Here is a 26842-nt window from a genome sequence, read left to right on the forward strand (position 1 = left end):
AAGTCAAACCCCATTATTATAACTTACACACTTTTTAGGATAGTGTCGATATAAAAAAAAACACGCAAATTGCGTGTTTTTTTGTGGTTTATATTTTGTTATTTTGCAATATTAACGGCTCTGGTTTCACGAATTACCGTGATTTTTACCTGTCCTGGATACGTCATTTCTGTTTGAATTTTGTGTGAAATATCAAAAGATAACTTAGCGGCCATATCGTCGGTTACTTTTTCGCTTTCTACTATCACACGTAGTTCGCGACCAGCTTGGATAGCATAAGCACTCTTAACACCGCCAAAACCGTAAGCGATATCTTCAAGGTCTTTTAAACGTTGGATATAAGAATCTAATACTTGACGTCTAGCTCCTGGTCTTGCTCCTGAAATAGCATCGCAAACTTGAATAACTGGAGCGATTAATGATTTCATTTCAATTTCATCGTGGTGTGCCCCGATGGCGTTGCAAACTTCTTCTTTTTCACCATATTTTTCTGCCCACTGCATTCCTAATAAAGCGTGTGGTAAATCACTTTCAGTTTCAGGTACTTTACCTATATCGTGTAATAAACCAGCTCTCTTAGCTAATTTAACATTTAAGCCTAATTCTGCTGCCATTATACCACATAGCTTAGCAACTTCACGAGAGTGTTGTAATAAGTTTTGTCCATAAGAAGAACGGTATTTCATACGTCCTATAATCTTGATTAACTCAGGGTGTAAACCGTGAATTCCTAAGTCAATTACGGTACGTTTGCCTACTTCAATAATTTCTTCCTCTATTTGTTTAGTGGTTTTAGCAACAACTTCTTCAATACGCGCTGGGTGAATACGTCCGTCGGTAACTAGTTTGTGTAATGACAAACGAGCAATTTCACGACGTACCGGGTCAAAACATGAAAGGATAATCGCTTCGGGAGTGTCATCAACAATGATTTCAACACCTGTAGCTGCTTCAATAGCACGGATATTACGTCCTTCACGACCAATAATACGACCTTTTACATCGTCAGATTCAATGTTGAATACAGAAACACAGTTCTCTACTGCTTCTTCCGTACCCACTCTTTGAATGGTGTTGATGATGATTTTTTTAGCTTCTTGTTGTGCCGTTAGCTTAGCCTCTTCGATAGTTTCTTGGATGTGTGCCATAGCGTTAGTTTTAGCTTCAGCTTTTAAGCTTTCAACTAATTGTTCCTTAGCTTCTTCGGCAGATAAACCAGAAATAGTTTCTAACTGCTCAACTTGAGCTTTGTGCATTTTTTCTATTTCAGCTGCTTTTTTATCAAGAGTCTCTACTTTGTTTTCGTATTCTTTGATTTTGTTTTCAGCTTCGTCGTTTAACTTTTTAGTCTTTGCTAATTCATTAGAAACCTGTGATTCTTTATCGCGAATTCGTTTTTCAACTTCGGCAACTTTGCGATCACGAGTCAAAATTACTTGTTCGTGTTCAGCTTTTAGTTCGATAAATTTTTCTTTAGCTTGAAGAATTTTGTCTTTCTTAATATTTTCAGCTTCGGTGTTGGCGTCTTTTAAAATGGAAGAGGCTTCCTTTTTAGCATTTTTAATCAGCGTAGATACATTGGTTTTTTCAAGATATTTGGCTATCCCAAAACCTCCGGCTACACCTACAATTGCGGCAATAATTATTAATAAAATTTCCATAGTTTGTGTTAATGGTTATATATAAAAAAAACCTACATTAGGAGATTGCATAAACTCGAATATGCATGTTTTGGGTTAACTCGATGTTCAAGCTTCCTACTGAAAGGCCTGCTATAGTATCGACGATTTGCCCGTTTTAAACGTTAGTGTTGAGTTTATCAAATGGGTACTAATGTAGGTAGTGTTTTAATCTATGTAATGAACGTGATTTATTTTTTTTCGAGATAACTGGCTAATAAATGGTCAAGTTTTTCTAGTTTTTTGACTACTTGTTCGTCAGCATTGTGTTTTTCAGACTGTTTGTGTTCCACTTGTGTGGCAAATTGTAAGGCACACATGGCAAGTAAATCTTGCTTGTCCTTAACCGCATAATTTTGCTCAAACTGCTTGATCATGGTCTCAATTTTTTGAGAAGCAGATCGTAAACCTTCCTCTTGTTCGGGGTTTATCGTTAATGGATATTCCCTTTCAGCTATGGTTATATTTATTTTAAGTTTTTCGCTCATTATGCTTTCTAGTCAGAAAGTTGTGCTATACAGTAATCAATTTCTTTGATTAAAGCATTTATTTTGAGTTTTGTATCTCTTTTGAATTCCTCACTACCTAAAAGTGAATTTGTAATTTTTATTGCTTCTAAATCAGCTTTCAAATGCTTGATTTCGTCATTCTGTCTCTGAATAATTGATTCTGAATACTTAAGTCGTAATCGTAATTCCTGATTGTCCGCTCGAAGTTCTTCCATCTTTTGGAAAAGCTCCTGTAACTTAAGTTCAAGAGAATCAACTATTCCTCTTATTTCGCTCATTGCAATAAAAATACATTACATCACTTCACAAATTTAGATTTTAAAATGAATTTTAACAATAAGATTGCAAAAAAAAATTGACAATTATCATTTTTTTGATTTAATCGCTTTAAAATGAATTGTTTAAAAAACATTGTTTGTGAGTAAATTTTTATAAAACCAAATTCGTTATCTTAGCGCAAATATTTGTTTTATTGTAAAGATTTATGAGAAATTGGTGGATTCCTTTTTGTTTTTCGATGCTTGTTCAGGCTCAAGATAAATATCCAAAGGATTATTTTGGCTCGCCTTTAGATATTAATTTGAGTATTGCGGGGTCTTTTGGTGAATTACGCCCTAACCATTTTCATTCGGGTATTGATTTTAGAACCCAACAAAAAGAAGGTTTTCCTGTTTATGCCACTGCTGATGGATTTATCAGTCGAATCAATGTTTCTAATTTTGGTTATGGGAAATGTTTGTACATTGATCATCCTAACGGATTTACCTCGGTTTATGCTCATTTACAACGCTTTTCACCCACAGTTGATAAAGTGGCGAGAAATCATCAGTATATGACAAAGAGTTATACAATCGAATTACGTCCAGATGCCACGGTAATTCCTGTTAAAAAAGGAGATTTAATAGGTTATACTGGTAATACTGGTGGTTCAAGTGGACCTCATTTGCATTTTGAAATTCGCAATACTATCTCAGAGTTTGCTATCAATCCATATCTTTTCGGGTATGATAAACAGGTAAAGGATACTAAAAAACCAATTATTAATGGCTTAATGGTTTATCCATTTTCTGAAAATGGTGTTGTTAACGGGTCTCAAAATCCAATGTATGTACCTCTTACTTTAGAAGAAGATGGTACTTATTTAGCCTCAAAAATTGAAGCCAAAGGTAAAATAGGTTTTGCGATAAATGCTCATGATATATCTGATTATAACTTTGGTAAAAATGGGATTTATAAATTAGAAGCCAGTCTAAATGGTGTGCCTCATTTTGCATACGATTTTGAAACCTTTTCTTTTGATGAATCAAAACATATTAATTGTTTTATCGATTTCCCAAGATATAAAAAGACGCATCAACGCTATCAAAAACTTTTTGTGGGTTATGTTTTTCCAGAAAGTATCATCAAACTTAAAAAAGATGATGGTTTGATAGAAGGAGCTAATAATTTGAGTTTTACTTATAAATTAGAAATTCAGGATTTTCATGGAAATAAAAATATAGTAAATATTCCTATTAGTTTTACGGAATTGCCTATAAAAGAGCCGAAGACTGTTGCTAAAACGCCTTATTTTTTGAAATCTCAAAATGAGCAACTTTATGAAAAAGATAGAATTTCAGTGTTTATACCTGAACAAACGTTTTATGAAGATTTTTATCTCAATTTTGGGGTAAAAAACAATCAGTTGACTTTGCATGATGAAAGTGTTGCGGTAAGTAAGCCAATGACCATTACTTTTAATGTGAAAGCTATTGCTGAAAAAGACCGTGAGAAAATGTTTATAGGGAATCTTGATGATGGTAAAACTGAATATAACGCAACCACAAAGAAAGATTCTACGTTTGTTATTAAGACTAAAAAGTTAGGGAAATTCCTGTTAGCAAAAGATACAATTGCACCTAAAATTTTTGCTCCAAATTTTAAAGAAGGAGAAAATCTTGATAAAAGGGATTCGTTAAAAATTTTCATTTCAGACAATTTATCAGGGATTCGAGAGTTTAATGCTTATTTAAACGGAGCATGGATTTTGATGGAGTATGAAAATAAATTGAATCGGTTAATTCATTATTTTTCGGATAATAAGTATCAGGATGGGAAAAATGATTTTAAGTTAGTAGTGACTGATAATTTAGGAAATACAACTACATTTGAGTCGAATTTTTATAAAACAAAACTATAAATTTTGAAAGCAAGATTAGCGCTGTTATTAGTATTGATGGTACACTCGGTTTGGTCTCAAACCGCAAGAGTAAAAGGGATTGTGTTAGATGAGCAGGATAAACCCGTAGAAGGAGTTAATGTTTCTTTTCAAGACAAGCATACTAAAACCAATGAAAACGGGTATTATTTATTAACTATTCCATCAAAAGTCAAATCAAATCTTCGTTTTACGCATTTGTCTTTGAAAACGGCAGTGATAGGTTTAGAGCTAAAGCCTAATGAAGACTATGAATTCAATTTAATTTTAAAAAGCAATGCGGAACAATTGGGTGAAGTTGTGGTTTCAAATAACAATAAGAAAAGGGTAGAAGGTATAACAACCATTTCTCCTAAAGCTATTCGTTTGATACCTGGTGCTAATCCTGGGGTTGAAAATATCTTAAAATCACTGCCAGGGGTGAATGCTAACAATGAATTAAGTACGCAATATGCGGTACGTGGCGGGAATTATGATGAAAATCTTGTTTATGTGAATGAAATTGAGGTGTATCGTCCTTTTTTAATTCGTTCTGGACAGCAAGAAGGGTTGAGTTTTACCAATACTGATTTGGTGCAGAATGTCGATTTTTCTTCGGGTGGTTTTCAAGCTAAATATGGCGATAAATTGTCTTCGGTTTTAGATATTTCGTATCGTAAACCTACCAAATTTGGAGCAACCCTTGAAGCTTCATTTTTAGGAGCTAACTTGTCAATGGACAATGTGTCTAAAAATCAAAAATGGAGTGCAATCACAGGTGTGCGCTATCGTGATAATAGTTTGTTAGTGAAAAGTCAAGAAACTCAAACTAATTTCAAACCTCGTTTTGCAGATGTTCAAATGTATGTAACATTTACCCCAAATGCGAAATGGCAATTTGGTATTTTAGGAAACATTTCTCAAAATAAATACGATTATACACCGGTAAGCAGACAAACAAATTTTGGTACATTACAAGAGCCTATTGCGTTGTTAGTGCAATATGAAGGACAAGAAAAAGATAGATATACGACTGTTTTTGGTGCCCTAAAATCAATGTATAAAATTAATGAAGATCATAATTTAAAACTCATCACTTCTGTGTATCATACCATAGAACAAGAGTATTTTGATATTGAAGGGTTTTATCGTTTGGGTGAGGTTAATTCTAACTTAGGAGATGCAAATTTTGGGAATGTAGATTTTTCTAGAGGAATAGGTTCGCAACTTACCCACGCAAGAAATGATCTAGATGCTTTAATAGCAAATGTGGAAATAAAAGGAAATCACCGAAAAAAAGAAAATCAAATAGATTGGGGTTTCAAATATACAAGAGAAAGCATTCGCGATCGAATTCGTGAATATGAGGTAATTGATTCAGCTGGTTTTTCCTTAAATCCTCCTAAAATTGTTCCTGAAAATGATCAACCCTATACTTCATACACAGGACCATTAGTACCTTATACAAGTGTAAGAGCTTTTAATTATACTAATATCAATCGTTTTTCAGCTTATGTGCAATGGAATAGACGATTTGTATGGAAAGGAATGGATGTGTTTACTAATGCCGGTGTTCGTGCGCAGCAATGGAGTGTGCAAGATGCGAATATCTCGGGAGTCAATCAGCTTACAGTTAGTCCAAGAGCGCAATTAGCAATCAAACCAAACTGGAAAAAAGACATGTTATTTCGAATTTCAGGAGGGTGGTACCATCAACCTCCCTTTTATCGTGAGCTGAGAGATTCATTGGGAATAGTGCAGCCTAATGTTAAAGCGCAACAGTCTGTACATTTTGTTTTGGGACATGATTTTAGCTTTAAAATGTGGAATAGACCATTCAAGTTGGTTTCAGAGCTTTATTATAAAGATATGACTCAAGTAAATCCATATACTATTGACAATGTGCGTATACGCTATCAAGCAAAAAATAATGCGGAAGCTTTTGCCGAAGGTATAGATATGCGTTTAAATGGTGAGTTTGTGCCTGGAACAGAGTCGTGGTTGAGTTTTGGGTATATGAAAACCGAAGAAAATATTGATCATAAAGGATTTATCGCAAGACCTACAGATCAACGCCTTAAATTTGGTGTGCTTTTTCAAGATTATGTGCCTAATATTCCTGCTCTTAAAATGTATTTGAATTTAGTGTATAATACGGGCTTACCTGGAGGTTCTCCTTCTTATGCTAATCCGTATGAATACCAATCAAGATTAAGGGATTATAGAAGGGCAGATGTTGGGTTTTCTTATGTGTTTACAGATAGAGCTCGTGCTAAAGAAAAAGATAATTGGTTGCGCCATTTTAGAGAATTAGCATTAGGTTTCGAAATTTTTAATATGTTTAACAATCAAAATAGTATTACAAATACTTGGGTGCGCGATGTATATAGCAAAACGCAGTATGGAATTCCGAATTATTTGACTACACGTGTATTTAGTGCAAAGCTGACTATAAAATTGTAAGTTAGATTTGTTAACTTTGAAAGAAATGAATGACCTATGAGAAAATCAATTTTATATATACTCCCTTTTTTGTGTCTTTTGTTTAGTTGCAAAGAACAACCTAAGCCTAAAGTAAAGTATGATAAACCTGTAACAAAAATAGCGATTAAGCAAGATACAACTCGTTTAGAAGTGGCTGATTTGCCAGTGCAAATGGGGAGTGTTTTAGTGTATCCTATAGGACAATTGCGAGTAAGCGATCTTAGAAAAGGCGAATTTGAATCTGAAAAAACGGAAGGAGCTGTTTTTAATGTTTCTAATGTCATGGATGATGAATTGACAGGATATATGAAAAATATTAAATTTCAAGAGATAGGTAAAGATTCTTTGCATGTTTTGTCGGATAAAGAATTGCATATAGAGCGAATGACCTATTTAAAGCATAAAAAAATATTTGTTTACGTGTTAGCTGACAGTGATACCAATCAAGACGGAAAAGTGGATGCAGATGATGTGAAATCGCTATATATCAGTTCTGAATTAGGTAAAGATTTTACCAAACTATCGGCAGATATGCAGGAGGTTTTAGACTGGAATTATATTGAAAATACTGGGAAAATTTTCTTTAGAACGTTAGACGATCGAAACAAGAATGGGGCTTTTGACAAACAAGATGGGATTCATTATTTTTATGTAAACCTAATGAAAGAATGGAAAGCACAAGAGGTTTCTGTTGTGAAATAATTGTTCTTGTTTAAGAGAATAAATCAATTTGTGAAGATTTATTAGGTGATAAGTATCCTTAAGAGCTTTTTGATTTGTTCTCTTTATCTATCACTCAATCATCCATCACCCCACATCTTCTAAATCAAAATATCACTTTCCAGATCTGATTTTTCCACATCGAAATGAAAACCCAACCGATGGACCAGTTCAATAACTAATTTTTTATACCAGTTTTCGCTTTTAGGGTGAATGTAAATTTTTTCAATTAGTGTATTGATGTCCACTTGTATTTTTAAGCCATCATTTATGGTTAGGTTTTTGTGACTCACATCGGTCAGTACACGTATTTCTTTTTCATATTGAAAACTTTTTCTTTTGAATAAAAATGGGAAAAAGGTGTCGTCAAAGGGAATGTGTTCTTTTTTGTAATCAATATAATTCACCTCACCTATAAATTGTTCAAAATGACGTTCTGCACTTAAGGCTTCTTGTAATCTTCCTAAGGTTGACTGGATCGCTAAGCCTTCGTTGTTCTTGGTAAAAATTTGCCACATGGCAAAGCTTTCATATTCATTAGTATGCCAGCTACTAACTACTACATTTTCACGATGTGTTTTGTAATAATCAAGAAATTTAGGGTTGTTTGTCGCTATTTTTTTTATTTCTTCAAAAGTGGGTTCGCTAAAAGTTCCTTCGTATTGATCTTCAAACTTATCAGAACGAGACATAAACATGCGTTGTGAAAGGAGTAAATCCAAAAACTTTGACAAGTCTAAATATTTCCAAATAATGGTGTCAGAATTTCCATTTAAAATGATATTTGGATGTTGGTTGTACATTGGTAGCTTTTTATCTTTAAAAATAACCTTTTTTAAGGATAAAAAAAAATCCCTAAAAAAGGGATTTTTAAATTATTCAAAGCTTTGCATGGAAACTAATTTGGCATAAGTTCCATTTTTGTTTAAGAGCTCATCATGTGTGCCTTGCTCAACTATTTCTCCTTTTTGCATGACTACAATGTTATCTGCTTTTTGAATGGTGGATAAACGATGGGCAATAACAATTGAGGTTCTATTTTGCATCATGTTTTCTAAGGCAACTTGAACGTGTTTTTCGCTTTCTGTATCAAGTGCAGAAGTAGCTTCATCTAAAATCATGATTGGAGGGTTTTTCAGTACGGCACGTGCAATCGATAAACGTTGTTTTTGTCCGCCAGAAAGTCTTCCTCCAGCATCCCCGATATTGGTATGAATTCCTTCAGCTAAATCTTTGACAAACTCGTATGCATTAGCAATTTTTAGTGCATTTATAATTTCTTCATCGCTAGCATCAGGTTTACCTATCAATAAGTTATTTTTTATCGAATCATTAAAAAGTATAGAGTCTTGAGTTACAATTCCTAACAAACCGCGTAATGACTCTACAGTCATATCTTTAATATCTATGTCGTCAACTTTAATTGCTCCTGATTGTACATCATAAAAGCGAGTTAATAAATTCGCAATAGTACTTTTTCCAGAACCCGATTGACCAACTAAGGCTACAGTTTTTCCTTTGGGAACTTCGATACTGAAATTCTTTAGTACATTTTCTTCTTGGTATGCAAAGTTGATGTTTTCTAGAGTAATTTTTTCTTTGAAATCTTCTTTAGTAATTGCATTTGGTTTATTAGCGATCGTGTTAGGCTCGTCAATAATTTCAAATACACGATCTGCAGCGGCTAAACCATTTTTTAGGGCATAACTAGCTTTGGTAATCGCTTTTGCTGGTGTTAAAATATTGTATGCTAATCCCATATAAGTTATGAAAACAGAGCCGTCAATACTTTTGTCAATTAAGACCAAATGACCTCCGTACCATAATAAGGTAGCTATTGTTACTATCCCCATGAACTCACTCATAGGAGAGGCTAAATTGTTTTTTGAACCAATGGAATTCGATAATTTAAGGATACGGTCTAAGATTCCTCCAAATTTAGCCTTGAATAATGGTTCTGCGTTATAAGCTTTAACTACTTTTAGCCCTGTTAGTGTTTCCTCTACAACTGAAATTAGATTACCACTTTCGTTTTGTACTTGTAAGGATTTTGATTTTAAACTTTTACCTATTCTTGATATAATTAAACCTGAAATTGGTAAAAAAATAAATACAAAAAGGGTAAGTTTAGTACTTATGTAGAACATAGTTACAATTGAAAATATGATTGTTAAAGGTTCTTTAATAATCAAATCTAATATGGCAAAGAAAGAATTTTGAACTTCACCTATATCACCCAGCATGCGTGTCATAACATCCCCTTTTCTTCTTTCTGAAAAAAATGGAATAGGTAGCGAGATGATTTTATTGAACATCATTTTTCTAACATCATTACTTACTCCGTTTCTTAAATGCATCATATGATAGGAAGATAAATAGCCTACAATGTTTTTTAGGAAAAAGGTAGCAATGATTAGGATGATTGTAAGTAAAAGTGCTTTCTCAGGCTGGTTACTATTAGTGTAAAGGGTGAGTTTGTAAGATAGTAGATCTGAAGCGTAATCTTTGATGTTTGTTATACCTGTATATTTAGGCTCAATTAGAACTCTACGGGTTTTATCAAATAATACACTTAGCATTGGGATTAATGTGACAAATGCAAGCGTGCCAAAAAAAGCATACAAAAGGCTGTAGATAACATTCCATATTACATGTGTTTTATAGGGAAGTATATACGGATACATTTGTTTAAATATTCTTTTCATGTGAAAAAAAAATTAGGTTTTAAATAAAAACACTTTTTTAATGCTTTTCAAAGCAAAATAGGTAAGTTTGGTTTCCGTGATTCTATTTAACGGAATCACGGAAATTAGTTTTATGTAATTAATTCAATTGCATATCGTTAATGATGTTCTTAATTTTCTCGTCCAATTGTAGCTCAGCGACAGCAATATCCTCAACAGATTCGATGGCACAGTTCACACTAAAATAAAATTTAATTTTAGGTTCTGTACCGCTTGGACGCGCACAGATTTTGCTTCCGTCTTCTAAATAATAAATCAATACATTCGATTTTGGAATGTTAATACCAAATTCTTCATTGTTCATGAAATCTTTACCTTTAGAAGTTTGGTAGTCTTCTACACAAACCACGCGGTTTCCGTTGATTTCTTCCAATGGATTTTCACGTAAGTCCTTCATCATTTGTTGAATTTCGACAGCACCATCCATTCCTTTTTTGGTAATAGAAATTAAATGCTCTTTGTAAAAACCAAAGTCAACATATAATTGTTCTAATTTTTGATATAAAGTTTGTCCTTCAGCTTTGGCTTGTGCAGCAATTTCACAAACTAATAAAATAGCACCAACTGCATCTTTATCACGCACGGCATCGCCTACCATAAAACCAAAACTTTCCTCACCACCACCAATAAAAGTTTGTTCAGGGAAGTCCTTAATGAATTTAGCAATCCACTTGAATCCAGTTAAGCCTACTTTGCATTCTACGCCATAAGCTTCAGCTAAATCGAGCATCATTGGTGTAGAAACAATGGTTGAACCTATAAATTCATTTCCAGTAATTTTATCTGCTTTTAACCATTGTTCTAGTAAAAATGCAGTCATGATAACCATGGTTTGGTTGCCATTTAATAAAGTCATTTTGCCCTCATTGTTGCGTACGGCTACCCCTAAACGGTCAGAATCAGGGTCGGTACCAACTACGATATCCGCTTGAATATTTTCTGCCAATTCCATAGCCATCGTTAAGGCTTCTGGTTCTTCAGGGTTTGGTGATTTTACCGTTGGGAAATTCCCATCAGGAATGGCTTGAGCTTCAACAATGTTTACATCGGTATAACCAGCAGCATCCAAGACAGCAGGAACCGCTTTGATGGAAGTCCCGTGTAACGAGGTATATACGATTTTTAAATTTTCTTTAGCGTAAGCGGGCGTATTGAAACTAGCATTTTCAATGGTGCTTTTTACAAAGGCTTCGTCAATATCTTTGTCAATATATTCAATCAAATCGTTATTTGCATTGAAATTAATATCCGTGTAAGCTAGTGCTTCAATCGCCTGAATAATTTCTTTGTCTTGTGGAGGAACAATTTGTCCGCCATCTTGCCAATACACTTTGTATCCATTGTACTCAGGTGGATTGTGTGAGGCTGTAAGTACAATACCTACATGACAAGCTAAATGTCTAACCGCAAAAGATAATTCTGGCGTTGGACGTAATTCAGAAAATAAATAGACTTTAATTCCGTTAGCCGAAAAAACATCGGCAACCACTTTTGCTAAAGTGTCGCTGTTATGACGGCAATCATAAGCAATAGCCACTTTAATTTCTTCGTTAGGGAAACACTGTTTTAAATAATTAGATAAACCTTGAGTGTTTTGTCCCAAAGTATATTTGTTAATACGATTGGTGCCCACGCCCATTACGCCACGCATACCACCTGTGCCGAATTCTAAATTTTTATAAAAACTATCCTCTAATTCTTTTGGAGCAGAAGTCATCATTTCTTTGATAGCTTCTTGTGTTTCTTGGTCAAATGTTGGGGTTAACCAAATATTCACTTGGTCTAAAATTGCCTTTTCGATGTGCATAATTCCTTATTTTTTATAGCCAATTTTTAATCTTTCTTTTTGTGTCGTTTCTTCGTTATCTTTTTCTATTAGGTAACTCAAAACTTTATAAATTTCAGGGAATTGAACTTCAATTTCATCAATTCCTTTTTTTAATTCTTTGTCATACAGGGTGAAATATCTCATTTTACAAAAGCTCTGATGAATGAAATATTGATTTCAATTGCTTTTTTTTTTTCAATACAACCTAAAGTATGGTGATATTTTGTACTGTAAAAGCAAAAGCACTGAAACCTCCGAAGTGATTCTTTGAGGGAATCACACTTTGTGATATCAATATAGGTTTACTTCGTTTTCGTCTAATTGAAATATAAAATCAATAGGGAACACGTTTCAGTATTTCTTCTTACAACTTCTTTTAGCCTTTTTGTCCACTTATTTTATTCGAAATGATTTTTATACTTCTCATAATTAACGTGGGCTGGAAAATTCTTAAATGGCTTCCTGAATTTTATAACGCTCTTCGTTGCTTTTAGTTCTCAAGATAATTTCACCTAAGAAACCAGCTAAAAACAATTGCGTTCCTATTACCATGGTGGTTAAGGCAATGTAAAACCATGGATTGTCAGTAACTAGTATGGTTGGTTCATGAGTATACAACTTCCAAAGTTTCATAGCGCCAATATATCCAGCGGATAAAAGCCCAATAAGGAACATGAAAGTGCCAAGTAAACCGAATAGGTGCATAGGGCGTTTGCCAAATTTGCCTAAAAACCAAATGGTAATCAAATCTAAAAAGCCATTAACGAAACGGTCGATGCCAAATTTAGACTCTCCATATTTTCGAGCTTGATGTTGGACAACTTTTTCGCCTATTTTCTTGAAGCCTGCATTTTTTGCCAATACAGGAATATAACGATGCATCTCCCCAAAAACTTCAATGTTTTTTATCACCACGTTTTTGTAAGCTTTTAAACCGCAATTAAAATCATTCAATTGTACCCCCGATGTTTTACGTGCCGCCGCGTTGAACAATTTAGAAGGAAGGTTTTTAGTCAACGTATTGTCGTACCTTTTTTTCTTCCAACCAGAGACCAAATCGAAATTTTGTTGGGTAATCATTTCGTATAAACCAGGGATTTCATCTGGGCTATCCTGCAAATCGGCATCCATGGTAATGATAACATCTCCTTGTGCTTTTGCAAAACCAGCGTGTAAAGCTTGACTTTTACCATAATTACGCAAAAAACGGATACCTTTTAGGCTTCCGTTTTTTGAAGATAAATCTTGTATCGTTTGCCAAGAATTGTCCGTACTACCGTCGTCTATGAAAATAACTTCGTATGAAAAGTTATGTTGCGTCATCACACGCTCAATCCAAGACGTTAATTCAGGTAATGATTCTTGTTCGTTTAATAAAGGTATTACAATTGATATATCCACTAGAGTTGATTTGACGATTTTGATTTAAAAAATGCAGACAAAATTAAGTTAAAAATAGCACTTATTAAAATCGAGAACAAACAAGTCTTAAATAAACTTGAAAAAGAGAAATTTAATGTTTCACCAATTTCTTTTAATTCTGCTTTTGATTTCCCCATTATTTTGTAGGATTCAATCATTTTATTGTTCATGAATTCATTTATTTCATTGCCTAAATCGATAGCTACAAAATTAAAAAATACATAATTAAAGAGGGAGGATATAACAATACCTAGTGTTGAAGCTATAAATAGTGTTGTGAATACTTCCTTGAAAGTGATAGAATTTTTGAAGTCTTTTTTTGTTTTATTAGCGAGAAAAATTCGGATTACCCAGTATATGAATATTAGAGTAAAACCCAATATCATGTTTTTATAAAATGGAATATTTGTGATATAGGTTAGGATTTGAAAAAAAATCGCAATACTTGCAATTATTAATCCATACTGAATCCCGTTCTTTTTAATAATTTCGTTCATGTTTTGTTGTTTTGATAAGGTTGTACAAATATATTAATTTATTGTTTTGTAGGAGTTAGTGTTCGAAAAACTAAAAATGTTACAGAATAATTTGATTATTAAAAAATAGTTGTAAATTTGCACTCTGAATTAAAATAATTTAAGAATAAAAGTTGTTGTAAGTCGATACCTTTTTATTGTAAAAAAGCATCAAGACCCAAGGCAACAAAACATAAAAAGATTTATTATGAAAAAAGGAATTCACCCAGAAAATTACAGATTAGTAGCATTCAAAGATATGTCAAACGAAGACGTATTCATTACTAAATCTACTGTTGAAACTAAAGAAACTATCATGCACGAAGGTGTAGAATACCCAGTATTCAAAATGGAGATTTCTCGTACTTCTCACCCTTTTTACACAGGTAAATCTAAATTGGTTGATACTGCAGGACGTATCGATAAATTCAAAACAAAATACGCTAAATTCAGCAAATAATATTGTGAAAACAAAAATTAAAGCTTCGATTTTTTTCGAGGCTTTTTTTTTATACCTTTAGTTCCAAAATATAAAATTTCAATACAATGGATTTAGGTTTTATTTTGGATGTAAGTAAGTCCGCTATCCCTTTGGTGTTAGCCACTTTGGCTTTATTTCAATACTTAAGTGCTAATTCTTTTAGAAAAACTCAATTTTTAAGCGAACTATGGAGAAGGTTTTATGATAATCCTAGTTTTGTAAAAATATTTGATGCTTTAGATAGAAAAGATATCAAATCATTTGAGAATATATCTTCAGAAGAAATTTATAAATATCTTGCCTTTCTTGAAGAAATCACTCTTTTTTCAAGAAATACACTTTTTGATTTTTATAAACTTAGAAACAAAGGATTGATTCATTTGTTTCAATACCATTTTTATAATATTTATTTTGACTCAGAAACTAAGAAAATGTTCTGGGCAAAAATTTTAAATTTAAATTTAGCGGAAGTTACTGATGCTAAAATTGAACAAGAAATCCAATCGCAATATTGGAGCAAGCAATACGAATTTGCTTTGAAATGTAAAAAATCAATAGAAAAATAAAAATGAACTACATACTTTTTGACGGAAACGTTCGAAACGCTTTACTCCCTTTTACTTTTACACGTCCAGTGGCTGATATTCGTGTTGGGATTTTAACCATTCGTGAAAAATGGGAAAAATATTTGGGGTATACCACCACCACCATCACAGAAGAATATCTTTCTGAAAAATATCCTATGGTGGAAATGGAAGAAAATGTAATGATTAACGCTTCTTTTTTGCCTAATGATGTCTTAGTCGAAATGATAAAATCTTTAGAAGAAAATCAAGCGATTTTCTATAAAGATGAAGTGGTGGCTTTTTACAGTACTGAAAATCAAGAAGTAGATTTTGATACTTTTGAAATTATTGAATGTCATGTAGACTGTATTTGTATTGAGAATACTTGGGATATTTTTTCTAAAAATGACGTGGCCTTGCGTGAAGATTTTGAATTGATAACCGAAGGTAGAACGTCGCAACCTATTCCAAAATCAGTGAATGTGATTGCGCCCGAAAATATTTTTATTGAAGAAGGTGCTAGTTTGGAATTTGTAACGCTTAATGCTTCTACGGGGCCAATATATATAGGTAAAAATGCCGAAATCATGGAAGGTTCTGTAATTCGTGGGCCTTTTGCGCTTTGTGAGAGTGGTCGTGTAAAGTTAGCTACTAAAGTTTATGGCGCAACTACCGTAGGACCGCATGCCGTAATTGGTGGAGAAGTGAATAACTCTGTTTTGTTTGGGTATTCAAACAAAGGGCACGATGGTTTCTTAGGGAATTCAGTTTTAGGTGAATGGTGTAATATAGGTGCCGATAGTAATAATTCTAATTTGAAAAATAACTATGAAGAAGTAAAGCTTTGGAGTTACGAAACGGAAGGTTTTGCAAAAACAGGCTTGCAATTTTGTGGCTTAATGATGGGTGACCATAGTAAATGCGGTATCAATACGATGTTCAATACAGGGACGGTAGTAGGGGTTTCGGCTAATATTTTTGGTAGTGGTTTTCCTCGTAATTTTGTGCCTAGTTTTTCATGGGGTGGAGCTTCAGGTTTTACCACCTACATGACTTCTAAGGCTTTTCAAACGGCTAAAATTGTAATGGCAAGACGAAATGTAGAGTTTTCAGAGCAAGATGCTAAAATTTTAGAGCATGTTTTTGAAGAAACTAAAAAATATAGAAAAGAGTAATTAAAAATAAAACGTATTTAAAAACCGCGATTCTTGTAAATCGTGGTTTTTTTGGCTTTAAAACAAAAAGAAATGTACAGAATAGAAAACGATTTATTAGGAGATTTGCAAGTGCCTGTTGAGGCTTATTATGGGGTTCAAACCCAGCGTGCTATCGAAAATTTTCATATTTCAGGCGTGCGTTTGTATCAGTTTCCTGAATTTATAAAAGGCTTGGCGTATGTAAAATGGGCGGCTGTGGAAACCAATTTTGAGTTGGGTTTACTCGATGAATCCTTAAAAAATGCAATAGTACAGGCAGCTAAGGAAGTTATTGAAGGAAAATTTGATAAGGAATTTCCAGTAGATATGATTCAAGGTGGAGCGGGAACTTCTACCAATATGAATATCAATGAAGTATTGGCTAATCGCGCGTTGGAAATCATGGGGCATCAAAAAGGGGAGTACCAATATTGTTCGCCTAACGACCATGTAAATTTGTCTCAATCGACCAATGATGCGTATCCAACAGCAATAAAAGTGGGCGCAATACATTCCAACATACATTTGATAGGGCATTTAAAAGATTTAATTGCTTCATTTCGAAGAAAAGGGGAGGAGTTTAAACATGTTTTAAAAATGGGGCGTACCCAGTTGCAAGATGCGGTGCCTATGACTTTAGGGCAGGAGTTTGAAGCTTTTGCAGCGACTCTTGAAGAAGAAATTGACCGTTTGACGCAAAATTCCAATCTTTTTCTTGAAATTAACATGGGGGCAACCGCTATTGGTACAGGTTTAAATGCGCCTATAGGCTATGCGAAGCGTTGCGCGGAAAATTTAGCCAAAGTAACCGGTTTGCCTTTTGTGTCAGCGCCTAACTTAATTGAAGCTACGCCAGATACGGGCTCTTATGTGATTTATTCTTCAGCATTGAAGCGCATGGCAATCAAAATGTCAAAAATTTGTAACGATTTACGTTTGTTATCTTCAGGGCCTCGTTGTGGTTTAAATGAAATTAATTTGCCTCCTATGCAACCAGGTTCGTCTATCATGCCTGGAAAAGTGAATCCTGTGATTCCAGAAGTGATGAATCAGGTGTGTTTTCGAGTTATTGGAAATGATTTGACGGTTACTATGGCGGCCGAAGCTGGACAATTGCAATTGAATGTGATGGAACCAGTGTTGATTTACGCTATTTTGGAATCGATGCAATTGATGACCAATGCCATGGATACATTACGTGAAAAATGTATCGATGGAATTACAGCTAATGAAGCCCATTGCCGTGACATGGTGTTGCATAGCATTGGAATTGTAACGGCACTAAATCCTTATATTGGTTATAAAAACAGCACTAAAATTGCTAAAGAAGCTTTAGAAACGGGCAAAAGTGTCTATAATTTAGTGTTGGAACATAATATTTTATCCAAAGAACAATTAGACGATATTTTGAACCCAGAAAACATGTTGGCTCCTAAGGATTTTAATTAGATTTTAGCTGTTTGCTATTAAGGGATTATAAGTTTATAAGTTTATAAGTTTATTTGGGGCTTAATTCTCTTAATTTCTTAATGGTGAAATGATTTAAAAAGGATATTTTGATAATTATCAAAGAATAGAAACTTTTTAAGTTGGTAAAATGGTCAATTTAAGATTTTGTGGTTTTAAAATAGGTGCAATTTGTTGTATTAAACCAAAAAATGTATCTAAATTTGCAACCTCAATTTTTGACAACGATTTCATTGATTGAGAATGACTTATGGAAAACAAAAAGAAAGTAGCGTTTTATACGCTGGGATGTAAATTAAACTTCTCTGAAACCTCTACTATTGCACGTAATTTTCAAGACGAAGGTTTTGAACGTGTTGATTTTGAAGAAGTAGCGGATATATATGTTATCAATACCTGTTCAGTTACGGATAATGCGGATAAACAATTCAAACAAATGGTGCGCAAAGCTTTGAAAGTAAATGATAAAGCTTTTGTGGCGGCAGTAGGTTGTTATGCGCAGTTGAAACCTGAAGAATTAGCTGCGGTGGACGGTGTCGATTTAGTACTTGGAGCTACCGAAAAATTTAAAATTACCGATTACATCAATGACTTGTCTAAAAATGAAATGGGCGAAGTGCATTCATGCGAAATTGAAGAAGCCGATTTTTATGTAGGAAGTTATTCTATAGGCGATCGTACTCGTGCTTTTTTGAAAGTACAAGACGGTTGTGATTACAAATGTACCTATTGTACGATTCCTTTAGCACGAGGAATTTCTCGTAGTGACACGATGCAAAATGTAATGCAAAATGCCAAAGAAATTTCGCAAAAAGGCATCAAAGAAATCGTTTTGACTGGAGTCAATATTGGCGATTATGGAAAAGGGGAATTTGGTAACAAAAAACACGAACATACCTTTTTAGAATTAGTTCAAGCGTTAGATGAAGTTGAAGGAATAGAGCGTTTGCGTATTTCTTCCATTGAACCCAATCTGTTGAAAAACGAAACTATCGATTTCGTTTCACAAAGTAGAACTTTTGTGCCGCATTTTCATATTCCCCTACAATCAGGTTCAAATACGATATTGAAACGCATGAAACGTCGTTATTTGCGTGAGTTGTATGCGGATAGAGTGACTAAAATTCGCGAAGTAATGCCCCATGCCTGTATCGGTGTGGATGTAATTGTTGGTTTTCCAGGGGAAACGGATGAACTGTTTTTAGAAACCTATAATTTTTTAAGTGAATTAGATATCTCTTATTTACACGTATTCACGTATTCTGAAAGGGATAATACAGAAGCAGCTGCAATGGATGGCGTGGTTCCAGGTAATGTACGTGCAAAACGAAGCAAAATGTTACGTGGATTATCAGTTAAAAAACGCCGTGCTTTTTATGAAAGCCAGATAGGTACAGAAAGAACCGTACTTTTTGAAGGTGAAAACAAAGAAGGTTATATTCATGGATTTACAGAAAATTATGTAAAAGTAAAAACACCTTGGAATCCTGAATTAGTTAATTCGTTGCATGAAGTAAGTTTGTCTAAAATTGATGAAGATGGTAGCGTGCGTGTGGAGTTTTTAGAAGTGACGAAATAAAATTTTTAAAATAAAATCATTAAAACTCAAATTCATTTTTTTGGATTTGAGTTTTTTTATTGAAAATTCTCCCACTCATCCATCACCCAACATCCATCACCCATCATCCATCACCCATCATCCATCAGTACTTATACAAAAAACGGATTTTGGTAATACGATAGACATTTGGTGCATATTGTTCAATAAATTCGAATTGGTGACGTCCTTTTTGTTCAAAACCAATTAAATGGATGGCGCTAATTTCAAAATAGGTTTTCTTTCCTTCCAGCATAAATTTATTCCCCTCGTTTCTATACGCCGATTGGATTAATGTAAATTCTGATAAAAGCCAAGTGCTTTGTTGAGATACTGCATCTAAATGGGTGGTAATTCCAGAGGAGATTTCCGTTTTGGAACCATAATATTTAGCTATGGTTTCGAAGAATGCTAATGTCTCGTTTTTAAATGAAGCGTCCATAAGGTTAAAGATAAGAAATACTTGCAGATAGGATGGTTGTTTAGTAAGTTTTTAAACGGGTTACGGTCTTAATAAATTGCTAAATTTAAGGGAGACTTTAGAGGTCCAATTATTTTTTTTTACTTTTATTGAAAATTTAATTTTTTACGAAAAGAATGCCTAAATTACATGTTTATTTTATGCCAGGAATGGCAGCGAGTTCTACTATTTTTGAACGAATACAATTACCCGAGGATTTATTTGAGATGCATTTGTTGGAGTGGGTCATGCCATTACCTCAAGAGTCTTTAAAAGATTATGCTAAAAGAATGTCTGCAACTATAACCGAAGAAAATGTGGTGCTAGTAGGAGTATCTTTTGGTGGTGTTTTGGTACAAGAAATGGCGCAGTTTATTGCTCCCAAAAAAGTAATTATCATTTCCAGTATTAAGAGTAATGTGGAGTTGCCTACTCGAATGAAAATTGCAAAAAAAACAAAGTTGTATAAGTTTTTGCCTACTGGCTTGGCTAAAAATGTAGAAACGTTAGCTAAGTATGTTTTCGGTAAAGGAATTGTGAAGCAGCGTATTGAATTATATAAAAAGTTCTTGACTCGTATCGAAAAAGAATATCTCGATTGGGCTATTGAGCAGATTGTGTGTTGGGATCGTGAAGAAGCAGATGCAAGCGTAGTGCATATTCATGGCGATGCAGATGAGATGTTTCCTGTAAAGAATATTCAAAATTATATCAATATTAAAGGAGGAACACATATTATGATATTGAGTAAGTATAAATGGTTAAATGAGAATTTGCCTCAAATAATTTTAGCTTAAAATGAAATTTAAAATAGTTGCCGTAGTGCTTTTTGTTGTGGGTTTGATGTTAATGAGTGTCAAACATCTCTGTGAGTTTCCTGAAAAAATGGATTTCTGTGGTGAGGAAGTGCCCTTGTATATAACTGATGTAAAAGAACGTTTGGATAGAGAATTGGTGGTTAATCAAAACATGCATGGTTCTACAATTATGATATTGAAACGTGCTAATCGTTTCTTTCCAGTCATCGAGCCGATTTTGAAAGAAAAAAATGTTCCAGACGATTTTAAATATCTAGCAGTCATTGAAAGTTCATTGACTAATGCAACGTCATCGGCGGGGGCTAAAGGATTTTGGCAATTTATGCCACAAACGGCTCGTGAAAAAGGGATGGAAGTTAGTGAAATCGTTGATGAACGGTATCATTTAGAAAAAGCGACCTATGCAGCATGTGACTATTTGTTGAAAGCGAAAGAAAAATTTGGCTCTTGGACTTTGGCGGCTGCTTCTTATAATGGCGGTATGAATGGCATTCAGAAAGCCATTGACCAGCAATTAGTGACTAATTATTACGATTTGTTGCTCACCGATGAAACCTTTCGCTATGTGTTTAGAATTTTAGCTTTGAAAGAAATCATGCAGAATACGGCGAAATATAATTTTAATCTAAAAACGGAGGAGTTGTATCCAGTTGTAAAAACCCAAAAAATTGAGGTGGACAGTACGATTACTGATTTGGCACGATTTGCAAAAGCGCAAGGTGTGAATTATAAAGAGTTGAAATTGTATAACCCTTGGTTGCGTGATACCAAATTGGATAATCCCTCAAAGAAAAAATATATTTTAGAGATACCCGTAAAATAATAGAAAATGAGTGTAGGAACAATTGTAGCTTTAATAATTACTGGTTTGTTGGCTGGTATGCTGAGTGGACTGGTAGGTGTAGGTGGTGGTATTATCATGGTACCCATGATGGTGTTTGTGTTGGGGTTTTCGCAGCATCAGGCACAAGGAACAAGTTTAGCGGTATTGGTTGTTCCTGTTACTGCACTTGCTGTGATGAACTATTATAAAGAAGGTTATATCAACTGGAAATATGCGGCGGTTATTGCGCTGTTTTTTGTTGTAGGTAGTTACTTTGGTAGTAAAATAGCAGTCAATATAGATCAAAAAATGCTGAAAAAAGTTTTCAGCATTATATTGGTGGCTATTGGTACCAAAATGTTTTTTGATAAATAATTACAAATTAATTAGAATCAGATAGCTGATCGTTACCTAGGTTTTTGTTTATTAAAATAGTGTTTAATCCTTCTCTAAATGTGTTATAATTCATTGTTAAAGCTGTATTATAACTGCTGTTTAACTTTGGGTGTGCACCACCTCTTCTGATTTTAACGACATTTAAATTTTCATCCAGAAAGAATGAAGTAGGGAATCCTAACGAGTGTTTTAAATGCGCTACAATTGGAGCGTCATTTTGATACGATTCGTTAGCATAGCAAACTTCGATGTTGTGATTGAATTTGTTAGCGATTTTTTTGATATTCTTTCTTTTGTCCCAAAAAAGTAAGATGAATTGTACTTCTTTAGCGTGTTTTTGTGCTAACTTGTTTAAAGCTTGAAATTCTCCTTTGCTAGGAACACACCATGAAGCGTAAGTAAGAATGAATATTGGCTTCTGAATAGCGCTCAGTTGAAGTTTTTTTCTTTCAAAAGTTTTAAGTGTATAATCTTCAAATTTAGTGCCTGCCAAATGGTAGTCAACCAAAGAATCAAATAATACTTGAGTTAGTTCAATATTATTTTTTTCAAAAGCTTGATTAACCTTAGTGTTGTATTTACCTAGATTGCTTCTTAAGGCATCGGCAAAAGAATTTGATTTTGGTTGTTCTTGATCTTGAGAAAAACCAGTCAATGCGATTAATAACGTAACAATGTATAGGTATATCTGTTTCATAATTAACTTTTATTTGTTGCGAAGTTAATATGCTCATTTTAAACCTTGTAAAAAAGTCGATAAAATGTTTTTTTACTCGATTATCTACATAAATATATTAAAAAAACCGCGCCAATGGTGCGGTTTTCGAGATTTTAACATTTACTGTAGTTAAATTCTTCTTAATTGCTCTTTCATCATCGCAATTTGATCTTTTAACATATTATGTTTGTCTAATTTCTTTGCTTCGTTTAAAAGGTTTGTTGCTTCTAGTTTTCTTCTTCTTGATAAGGCAATCCCTGCAAGGTTTAATTTAGCTAAAGCCAAATCCTGATCCATGGATAAGCCTAAGCTAATGGCTTTCTTGAAGAATTTCTCAGCTTGGTTTAAGTTAGTTTGTGAAACCATTAACCCATTTAAGTAGTTGTAATACCCTTGTTGTTTTTGAATTAAAGCGGTTTCAGGGTTTTTGATTTTGTCTAACCACATTTTAGCGCCTGCAAAATCCTGATTTCTTAATTTTAAAAAGGCTAATAAAATATATTCGTTTTTGAAATAAAGTAAGATTGGAATAATCGTTAATAGTAACAAGAAGATTCCGTTTCCAATATTACTTTCTGTAAATTGCCAAATTGCAGTAACGAATAATAGACCTGCAAGAATTAATTTGATATTTCTGTGAAACATAATTTTTTGTTTATTGCGTTGCAAATATAGAAAAGTTAAGCTAGATATAGAACATGTTTTATTTACTGATATATTTAATTTTTTGAGGAAGAAAAAAGAAATGAAAATTTGAAATTATTTTTACAAAGCTATTGCAGAAATAAAAAATGGTTGTATATTTGCACTCGGTTTTCAGAAAAGCCGAATAGTTAAGAAAAATATACAAGATTTAAAGATACCAAATTATGAGTAAGAGAACATTTCAACCATCGAAAAGAAAAAGAAGAAATAAACACGGATTTATGGAAAGAATGGCTTCTGCAAACGGAAGAAAAGTTCTTGCTCGTCGTCGTGCTAAAGGAAGACATAAATTAACTGTTTCTTGTGAACCAAGACATAAAAAATAATGATTGGAAACAATCAGATACTAAGGCGTTACTTTTATTGGTAACGCCTTTTTTTTAAAGTCTCAAGTCTAAATTTTTAGTATTGAGCTGTATACATCGCCGAATGTTTACAAAGAATTACCAAAAATACAACAACACATACAACACAACACAATGCCTAAAGACACTTCTATTAAATCGGTTTTAATTATTGGGTCAGGTCCCATTATTATTGGTCAAGCTTGCGAATTTGATTACTCTGGATCACAATCTGCTCGCTCCTTAAGAGAAGAAGGAATCGAAGTTATCTTAATCAATTCGAATCCAGCCACCATCATGACCGACCCTTCTATGGCGGATCATATTTATTTAAAACCATTAACTACCAAATCAATTATTGAAATCCTTAAAGCGCATCCGCAAATTGATGCTGTGCTTCCTACTATGGGAGGACAAACAGCTTTGAATTTGTGTTTAGAAGCTGAAGATAAAGGGATATGGAAAGATTTTGGAGTTAAATTAATCGGGGTAGATGTTAATGCTATCAATATTACCGAAGATAGAGACCAATTTAAGGATTTATTAAATAAAATTGGAATTCCACAAGCACCAGCTAAAACGGCTAACTCTTTCTTAAAAGGAAAAGAAATTGCTCAGGAGTTTGGTTTTCCATTAGTTATCCGTCCCTCGTTTACTCTTGGAGGAACTGGAGCGGCTTTTGTGCATAAAAAAGAAGATTTCGATACCTTATTAACACGTGGTTTAGAGGCTTCGCCTATTCATGAAGTACTTATTGATAAAGCACTTTTAGGTTGGAAAGAATATGAATTAGAATTATTGCGTGATAAAAATGATAATGTTGTTATTATTTGTACCATCGAGAATATGGACCCAATGGGAATCCATACAGGAGATAGTATCACAGTGGCGCCAGCCATGACATTATCAGATACAATATTCCAAAAAATGCGTGACATGGCAATGCACATGATGCGTAGCATTGGAAACTTTGCAGGTGGATGTAACGTACAGTTTGCAGTTTCACCAGATGAAAATGAAGATATAGTTGCCATCGAAATCAATCCACGTGTATCGCGTTCTTCTGCATTAGCATCAAAAGCAACTGGATATCCTATTGCTAAAATTGCAACAAAATTAGCACTAGGGTATACCTTAGATGAATTGCAAAATCAAATTACAAAATCAACTTCGGCTTTATTTGAGCCTACCTTAGACTATGTGATTGTAAAAATTCCTCGTTGGAACTTTGATAAATTTGAAGGTTCAGATAGAACTTTAGGTTTGCAAATGAAATCCGTGGGGGAGGTAATGGGTATTGGTCGTTCGTTCCAAGAAGCTTTACACAAAGCAACGCAATCGTTAGAAATTAAGCGTAACGGTTTAGGGGCTGATGGTAAAGGATACAAAAATTACGAGCAAATCATCGAAAAACTTACACATGCAAGTTGGGATAGAGTTTTCGTAATTTACGATGCTATTGCTATGGGGATTCCATTGTCAAGAATTCACGAAATCACTAAAATTGATATGTGGTTTTTGAAAGAATACGAGGCTTTATATTTGTTAGAGAAAGAAATTTCAAAATTTACTTTAGATACGCTTCCTAAAGAATTATTATTAGAAGCCAAACAAAAAGGTTACGGTGACCGCCAGATTGCACACATGTTAGGCTGTTTAGAAAGTCAGGTTCACACACTTCGTGATACCATGAACATTCAACGTGTGTATAAGTTGGTAGATACGTGTGCGGCTGAGTTTAAAGCGCAAACACCTTATTACTATTCTACTTTTGAAGCTGAAATTGAAAAAGCAGATGGTACAAAGTATGTGCATAATGAAAGTGTAGTTTCTGATAAGAAAAAAATTGTAGTTCTAGGTTCAGGACCTAACCGAATTGGACAAGGGATTGAGTTTGACTACTCTTGTGTACACGGGGTTTTAGCCGCTAAAGAATCTGGTTATGAAACTATCATGATTAACTGTAATCCTGAAACGGTTTCAACTGATTTTGATACTGCTGATAAATTATACTTCGAACCAGTTTTCTGGGAACATATTTACGACATTATCCGTCATGAAAAACCTGAAGGTGTAATTGTTCAGTTAGGTGGTCAAACCGCTTTAAAATTAGCTGAAAAATTAAGCAAATACGGAATTAAGATTATCGGAACTTCATTTGATGCCTTAGACTTGGCAGAAGACCGTGGTCGTTTTTCAGAATTATTAACGGAGTTGAATATCCCTTTCCCTAAGTTTGGAGTTGCTGAAAACGCAGAACAAGCGGTTAAGTTAGCGGATGAATTAGACTTCCCATTATTGGTACGTCCTTCGTATGTATTAGGTGGTCAAGGCATGAAGATTGTAATCAACAAGCAGGAGCTTGAAGAGCACGTAATCGAGATTTTAAAACACATACCTAATAATAAATTGTTGTTAGACCATTATTTAGATGGGGCTATCGAGGCAGAAGCAGATGCAATTTGTGATGCGGATGGTAATGTGTACATTATCGGTATTATGGAGCATATCGAACCTTGTGGTGTACACTCAGGAGATAGTAACGCTACCTTGCCTCCATTTAACTTAGGGGAGTTTGTTATGCAGCAAATTAAAGACCATACTGAAAAAATTGCAAAAGCATTAAAAACGGTGGGTCTAATCAATATTCAGTTTGCAATTAAAGATGATATGGTGTACATTATTGAGGCTAATCCACGAGCTTCTCGTACCGTACCATTCATTGCAAAAGCGTATGGTGAACCGTATGTAAATTATGCTACTAAAGTGATGTTAGGGGAGAAGAAAGTCACTGATTTTGATTTCAATCCACAATTAAACGGATTTGCTATCAAACAACCCGTGTTCTCTTTCAATAAATTTCCTGGGGTAAACAAAGCTTTAGGGCCTGAAATGAAATCTACAGGAGAAAGTATCTTGTTTATTGATGACTTAAAAGATGACCAATTCTACGAATTGTATTCAAGAAGAAAGATGTATTTAACGAAGTAAGATTCGATATATGTAAAACGGCTGTTTAGAGAAACAGCCGTTTTTTTGTTTTATACATATTTTACATTGGATAAACTAAATTGAAATGGAGTTGCATTTGCGCCAAGTTCACTCCTTGTTATGACAATATAGTAGTTGTAATTCCTAAAAAACTGATTTTCTGTATTGATGTCTAGCTAGTAAAGTAGCAATAATAAAAGTAT

25 protein-coding genes are annotated in these 26842 nt (G+C 33.9%); 13 read left to right on the forward strand and 12 right to left on the reverse strand.

Annotation, left to right across the window (positions count from 1 at the left end):
* Positions 1 to 98: 98 nt before the first annotated feature.
* From rny to ACQY29_RS07600, 3 genes are all read right to left on the reverse strand, one after another.
* Positions 99 to 1661, reverse strand: a complete 1563-nt coding sequence (gene rny, locus ACQY29_RS07590) for a ribonuclease Y (RefSeq protein WP_428224621.1) — start codon at positions 1659 to 1661, stop codon at positions 99 to 101.
* Positions 1662 to 1870: 209 nt separating this feature from the next.
* Positions 1871 to 2167: a cell division protein ZapA gene (locus ACQY29_RS07595; RefSeq protein WP_428224622.1), complete on the reverse strand. Its 297-nt coding sequence runs from the start codon at positions 2165 to 2167 to the stop codon at positions 1871 to 1873.
* Positions 2168 to 2175: 8 nt separating this feature from the next.
* Positions 2176 to 2403 (reverse strand): hypothetical protein, encoded by a 228-nt coding sequence (locus ACQY29_RS07600; RefSeq protein ID WP_428224623.1) that lies wholly within the window; start codon positions 2401 to 2403, stop codon positions 2176 to 2178.
* Positions 2404 to 2672: 269 nt separating this feature from the next.
* Between ACQY29_RS07600 and ACQY29_RS07605 the strand changes: the two genes are divergently transcribed.
* Genes ACQY29_RS07605 through ACQY29_RS07615 form a run of 3 tightly spaced genes read left to right on the forward strand, consistent with a single transcriptional unit; the run spans position 2673 to position 7550 of the window.
* Positions 2673 to 4367, forward strand: coding sequence for a M23 family metallopeptidase (locus ACQY29_RS07605; RefSeq protein WP_428224624.1), 1695 nt, complete (start codon positions 2673 to 2675; stop codon positions 4365 to 4367).
* Between the two features lie 36 nt (positions 4368 to 4403).
* Positions 4404 to 6827: a TonB-dependent receptor gene (locus ACQY29_RS07610; protein WP_428225890.1), complete on the forward strand. Its 2424-nt coding sequence runs from the start codon at positions 4404 to 4406 to the stop codon at positions 6825 to 6827.
* A 36-nt stretch (positions 6828 to 6863) separates the two neighbouring features.
* Positions 6864 to 7550 (forward strand): hypothetical protein, encoded by a 687-nt coding sequence (locus tag ACQY29_RS07615; protein WP_428224625.1) that lies wholly within the window; start codon positions 6864 to 6866, stop codon positions 7548 to 7550.
* Between the two features lie 119 nt (positions 7551 to 7669).
* Here ACQY29_RS07615 and ACQY29_RS07620 read toward each other — a convergent pair whose 3' ends face one another.
* The 6 genes from ACQY29_RS07620 to ACQY29_RS07645 form a co-directional block, all read right to left on the reverse strand.
* Positions 7670 to 8371: a hypothetical protein gene (locus ACQY29_RS07620; RefSeq protein ID WP_428224626.1), complete on the reverse strand. Its 702-nt coding sequence runs from the start codon at positions 8369 to 8371 to the stop codon at positions 7670 to 7672.
* Between the two features lie 72 nt (positions 8372 to 8443).
* Positions 8444 to 10273 (reverse strand): ABC transporter ATP-binding protein, encoded by a 1830-nt coding sequence (locus ACQY29_RS07625; RefSeq protein WP_428224627.1) that lies wholly within the window; start codon positions 10271 to 10273, stop codon positions 8444 to 8446.
* 118 nt (positions 10274 to 10391) lie between these two features.
* Positions 10392 to 12119 carry a phospho-sugar mutase gene (locus ACQY29_RS07630; protein WP_428224628.1) on the reverse strand — a complete coding sequence of 576 codons (1728 nt, stop codon included), beginning with the start codon at positions 12117 to 12119 and terminating at the stop codon, positions 10392 to 10394.
* 6 nt (positions 12120 to 12125) lie between these two features.
* Positions 12126 to 12284, reverse strand: a complete 159-nt coding sequence (locus ACQY29_RS07635) for a hypothetical protein (RefSeq protein WP_428224629.1) — start codon at positions 12282 to 12284, stop codon at positions 12126 to 12128.
* A gap of 306 nt (positions 12285 to 12590) precedes the next feature.
* Positions 12591 to 13541, reverse strand: a complete 951-nt coding sequence (locus ACQY29_RS07640; protein ID WP_428224630.1) for a glycosyltransferase family 2 protein — start codon at positions 13539 to 13541, stop codon at positions 12591 to 12593.
* Positions 13541 to 14059, reverse strand: a complete 519-nt coding sequence (locus ACQY29_RS07645) for a DUF4199 domain-containing protein (protein ID WP_428224631.1) — start codon at positions 14057 to 14059, stop codon at positions 13541 to 13543. The genes ACQY29_RS07640 and ACQY29_RS07645 overlap by 1 nt, the downstream gene beginning before the upstream one ends.
* Before the next feature lie 226 nt (positions 14060 to 14285).
* Here ACQY29_RS07645 and ACQY29_RS07650 point away from each other — a divergent pair, with 226 nt between their 5' ends.
* The 5 genes from ACQY29_RS07650 to mtaB all read left to right on the forward strand — a co-directional run bounded on the left by ACQY29_RS07650 (position 14286) and on the right by mtaB (position 19366).
* Entirely contained in the window at positions 14286 to 14537 is a 252-nt protein-coding gene (locus ACQY29_RS07650) for a type B 50S ribosomal protein L31 (RefSeq protein ID WP_428224632.1), read from the forward strand.
* Between the two features lie 86 nt (positions 14538 to 14623).
* On the forward strand, positions 14624 to 15124 hold the full coding sequence (locus tag ACQY29_RS07655; protein ID WP_428224633.1) for a hypothetical protein: 501 nt from the start codon (positions 14624 to 14626) through the stop codon (positions 15122 to 15124).
* Between the two features lie 2 nt (positions 15125 to 15126).
* Positions 15127 to 16299 (forward strand): GlmU family protein, encoded by a 1173-nt coding sequence (locus ACQY29_RS07660; protein WP_428224634.1) that lies wholly within the window; start codon positions 15127 to 15129, stop codon positions 16297 to 16299.
* A 72-nt stretch (positions 16300 to 16371) separates the two neighbouring features.
* Positions 16372 to 17769 carry an aspartate ammonia-lyase gene (aspA, locus tag ACQY29_RS07665; RefSeq protein ID WP_428224635.1) on the forward strand — a complete coding sequence of 466 codons (1398 nt, stop codon included), beginning with the start codon at positions 16372 to 16374 and terminating at the stop codon, positions 17767 to 17769.
* Between the two features lie 268 nt (positions 17770 to 18037).
* On the forward strand, positions 18038 to 19366 hold the full coding sequence (gene mtaB, locus ACQY29_RS07670) for a tRNA (N(6)-L-threonylcarbamoyladenosine(37)-C(2))-methylthiotransferase MtaB (protein WP_428224636.1): 1329 nt from the start codon (positions 18038 to 18040) through the stop codon (positions 19364 to 19366).
* A 124-nt stretch (positions 19367 to 19490) separates the two neighbouring features.
* On the opposite strand, the gene ACQY29_RS07675 is transcribed toward mtaB, so the two are convergent.
* Positions 19491 to 19826: a hypothetical protein gene (locus ACQY29_RS07675; protein WP_428224637.1), complete on the reverse strand. Its 336-nt coding sequence runs from the start codon at positions 19824 to 19826 to the stop codon at positions 19491 to 19493.
* Between the two features lie 155 nt (positions 19827 to 19981).
* Here ACQY29_RS07675 and ACQY29_RS07680 point away from each other — a divergent pair, with 155 nt between their 5' ends.
* The 3 genes from ACQY29_RS07680 to ACQY29_RS07690 are packed head-to-tail and all read left to right on the forward strand — an operon-like array spanning position 19982 to position 21860.
* Positions 19982 to 20641 (forward strand): alpha/beta hydrolase, encoded by a 660-nt coding sequence (locus ACQY29_RS07680; RefSeq protein ID WP_428224638.1) that lies wholly within the window; start codon positions 19982 to 19984, stop codon positions 20639 to 20641.
* Positions 20642 to 20687: 46 nt separating this feature from the next.
* Entirely contained in the window at positions 20688 to 21485 is a 798-nt protein-coding gene (locus ACQY29_RS07685) for a lytic transglycosylase domain-containing protein (protein ID WP_428225891.1), read from the forward strand.
* 6 nt (positions 21486 to 21491) lie between these two features.
* Positions 21492 to 21860, forward strand: coding sequence for a sulfite exporter TauE/SafE family protein (locus ACQY29_RS07690; RefSeq protein WP_428224639.1), 369 nt, complete (start codon positions 21492 to 21494; stop codon positions 21858 to 21860).
* Positions 21861 to 21867: 7 nt separating this feature from the next.
* Here ACQY29_RS07690 and ACQY29_RS07695 read toward each other — a convergent pair whose 3' ends face one another.
* Positions 21868 to 22578 carry a TlpA family protein disulfide reductase gene (locus ACQY29_RS07695; protein WP_428224640.1) on the reverse strand — a complete coding sequence of 237 codons (711 nt, stop codon included), beginning with the start codon at positions 22576 to 22578 and terminating at the stop codon, positions 21868 to 21870.
* Positions 22579 to 22728: 150 nt separating this feature from the next.
* Positions 22729 to 23244 (reverse strand): DUF2892 domain-containing protein, encoded by a 516-nt coding sequence (locus tag ACQY29_RS07700; RefSeq protein ID WP_428224641.1) that lies wholly within the window; start codon positions 23242 to 23244, stop codon positions 22729 to 22731.
* A gap of 224 nt (positions 23245 to 23468) precedes the next feature.
* On the opposite strand from ACQY29_RS07700, the gene rpmH reads away from it, so the two are divergent.
* Both rpmH and carB read left to right on the forward strand, forming a co-directional pair.
* Complete coding sequence (gene rpmH, locus ACQY29_RS07705; protein WP_428224642.1) at positions 23469 to 23630, forward strand: 50S ribosomal protein L34; 162 nt, start codon at positions 23469 to 23471, stop codon at positions 23628 to 23630.
* A gap of 153 nt (positions 23631 to 23783) precedes the next feature.
* Positions 23784 to 26639, forward strand: a complete 2856-nt coding sequence (gene carB, locus ACQY29_RS07710; protein ID WP_428224643.1) for a carbamoyl-phosphate synthase large subunit — start codon at positions 23784 to 23786, stop codon at positions 26637 to 26639.
* Positions 26640 to 26842: the final 203 nt, after the last annotated feature.

Source organism: Flavobacterium sp., from assembly GCF_965262375.1.
Lineage (GTDB): Bacteria > Bacteroidota > Bacteroidia > Flavobacteriales > Flavobacteriaceae > Flavobacterium.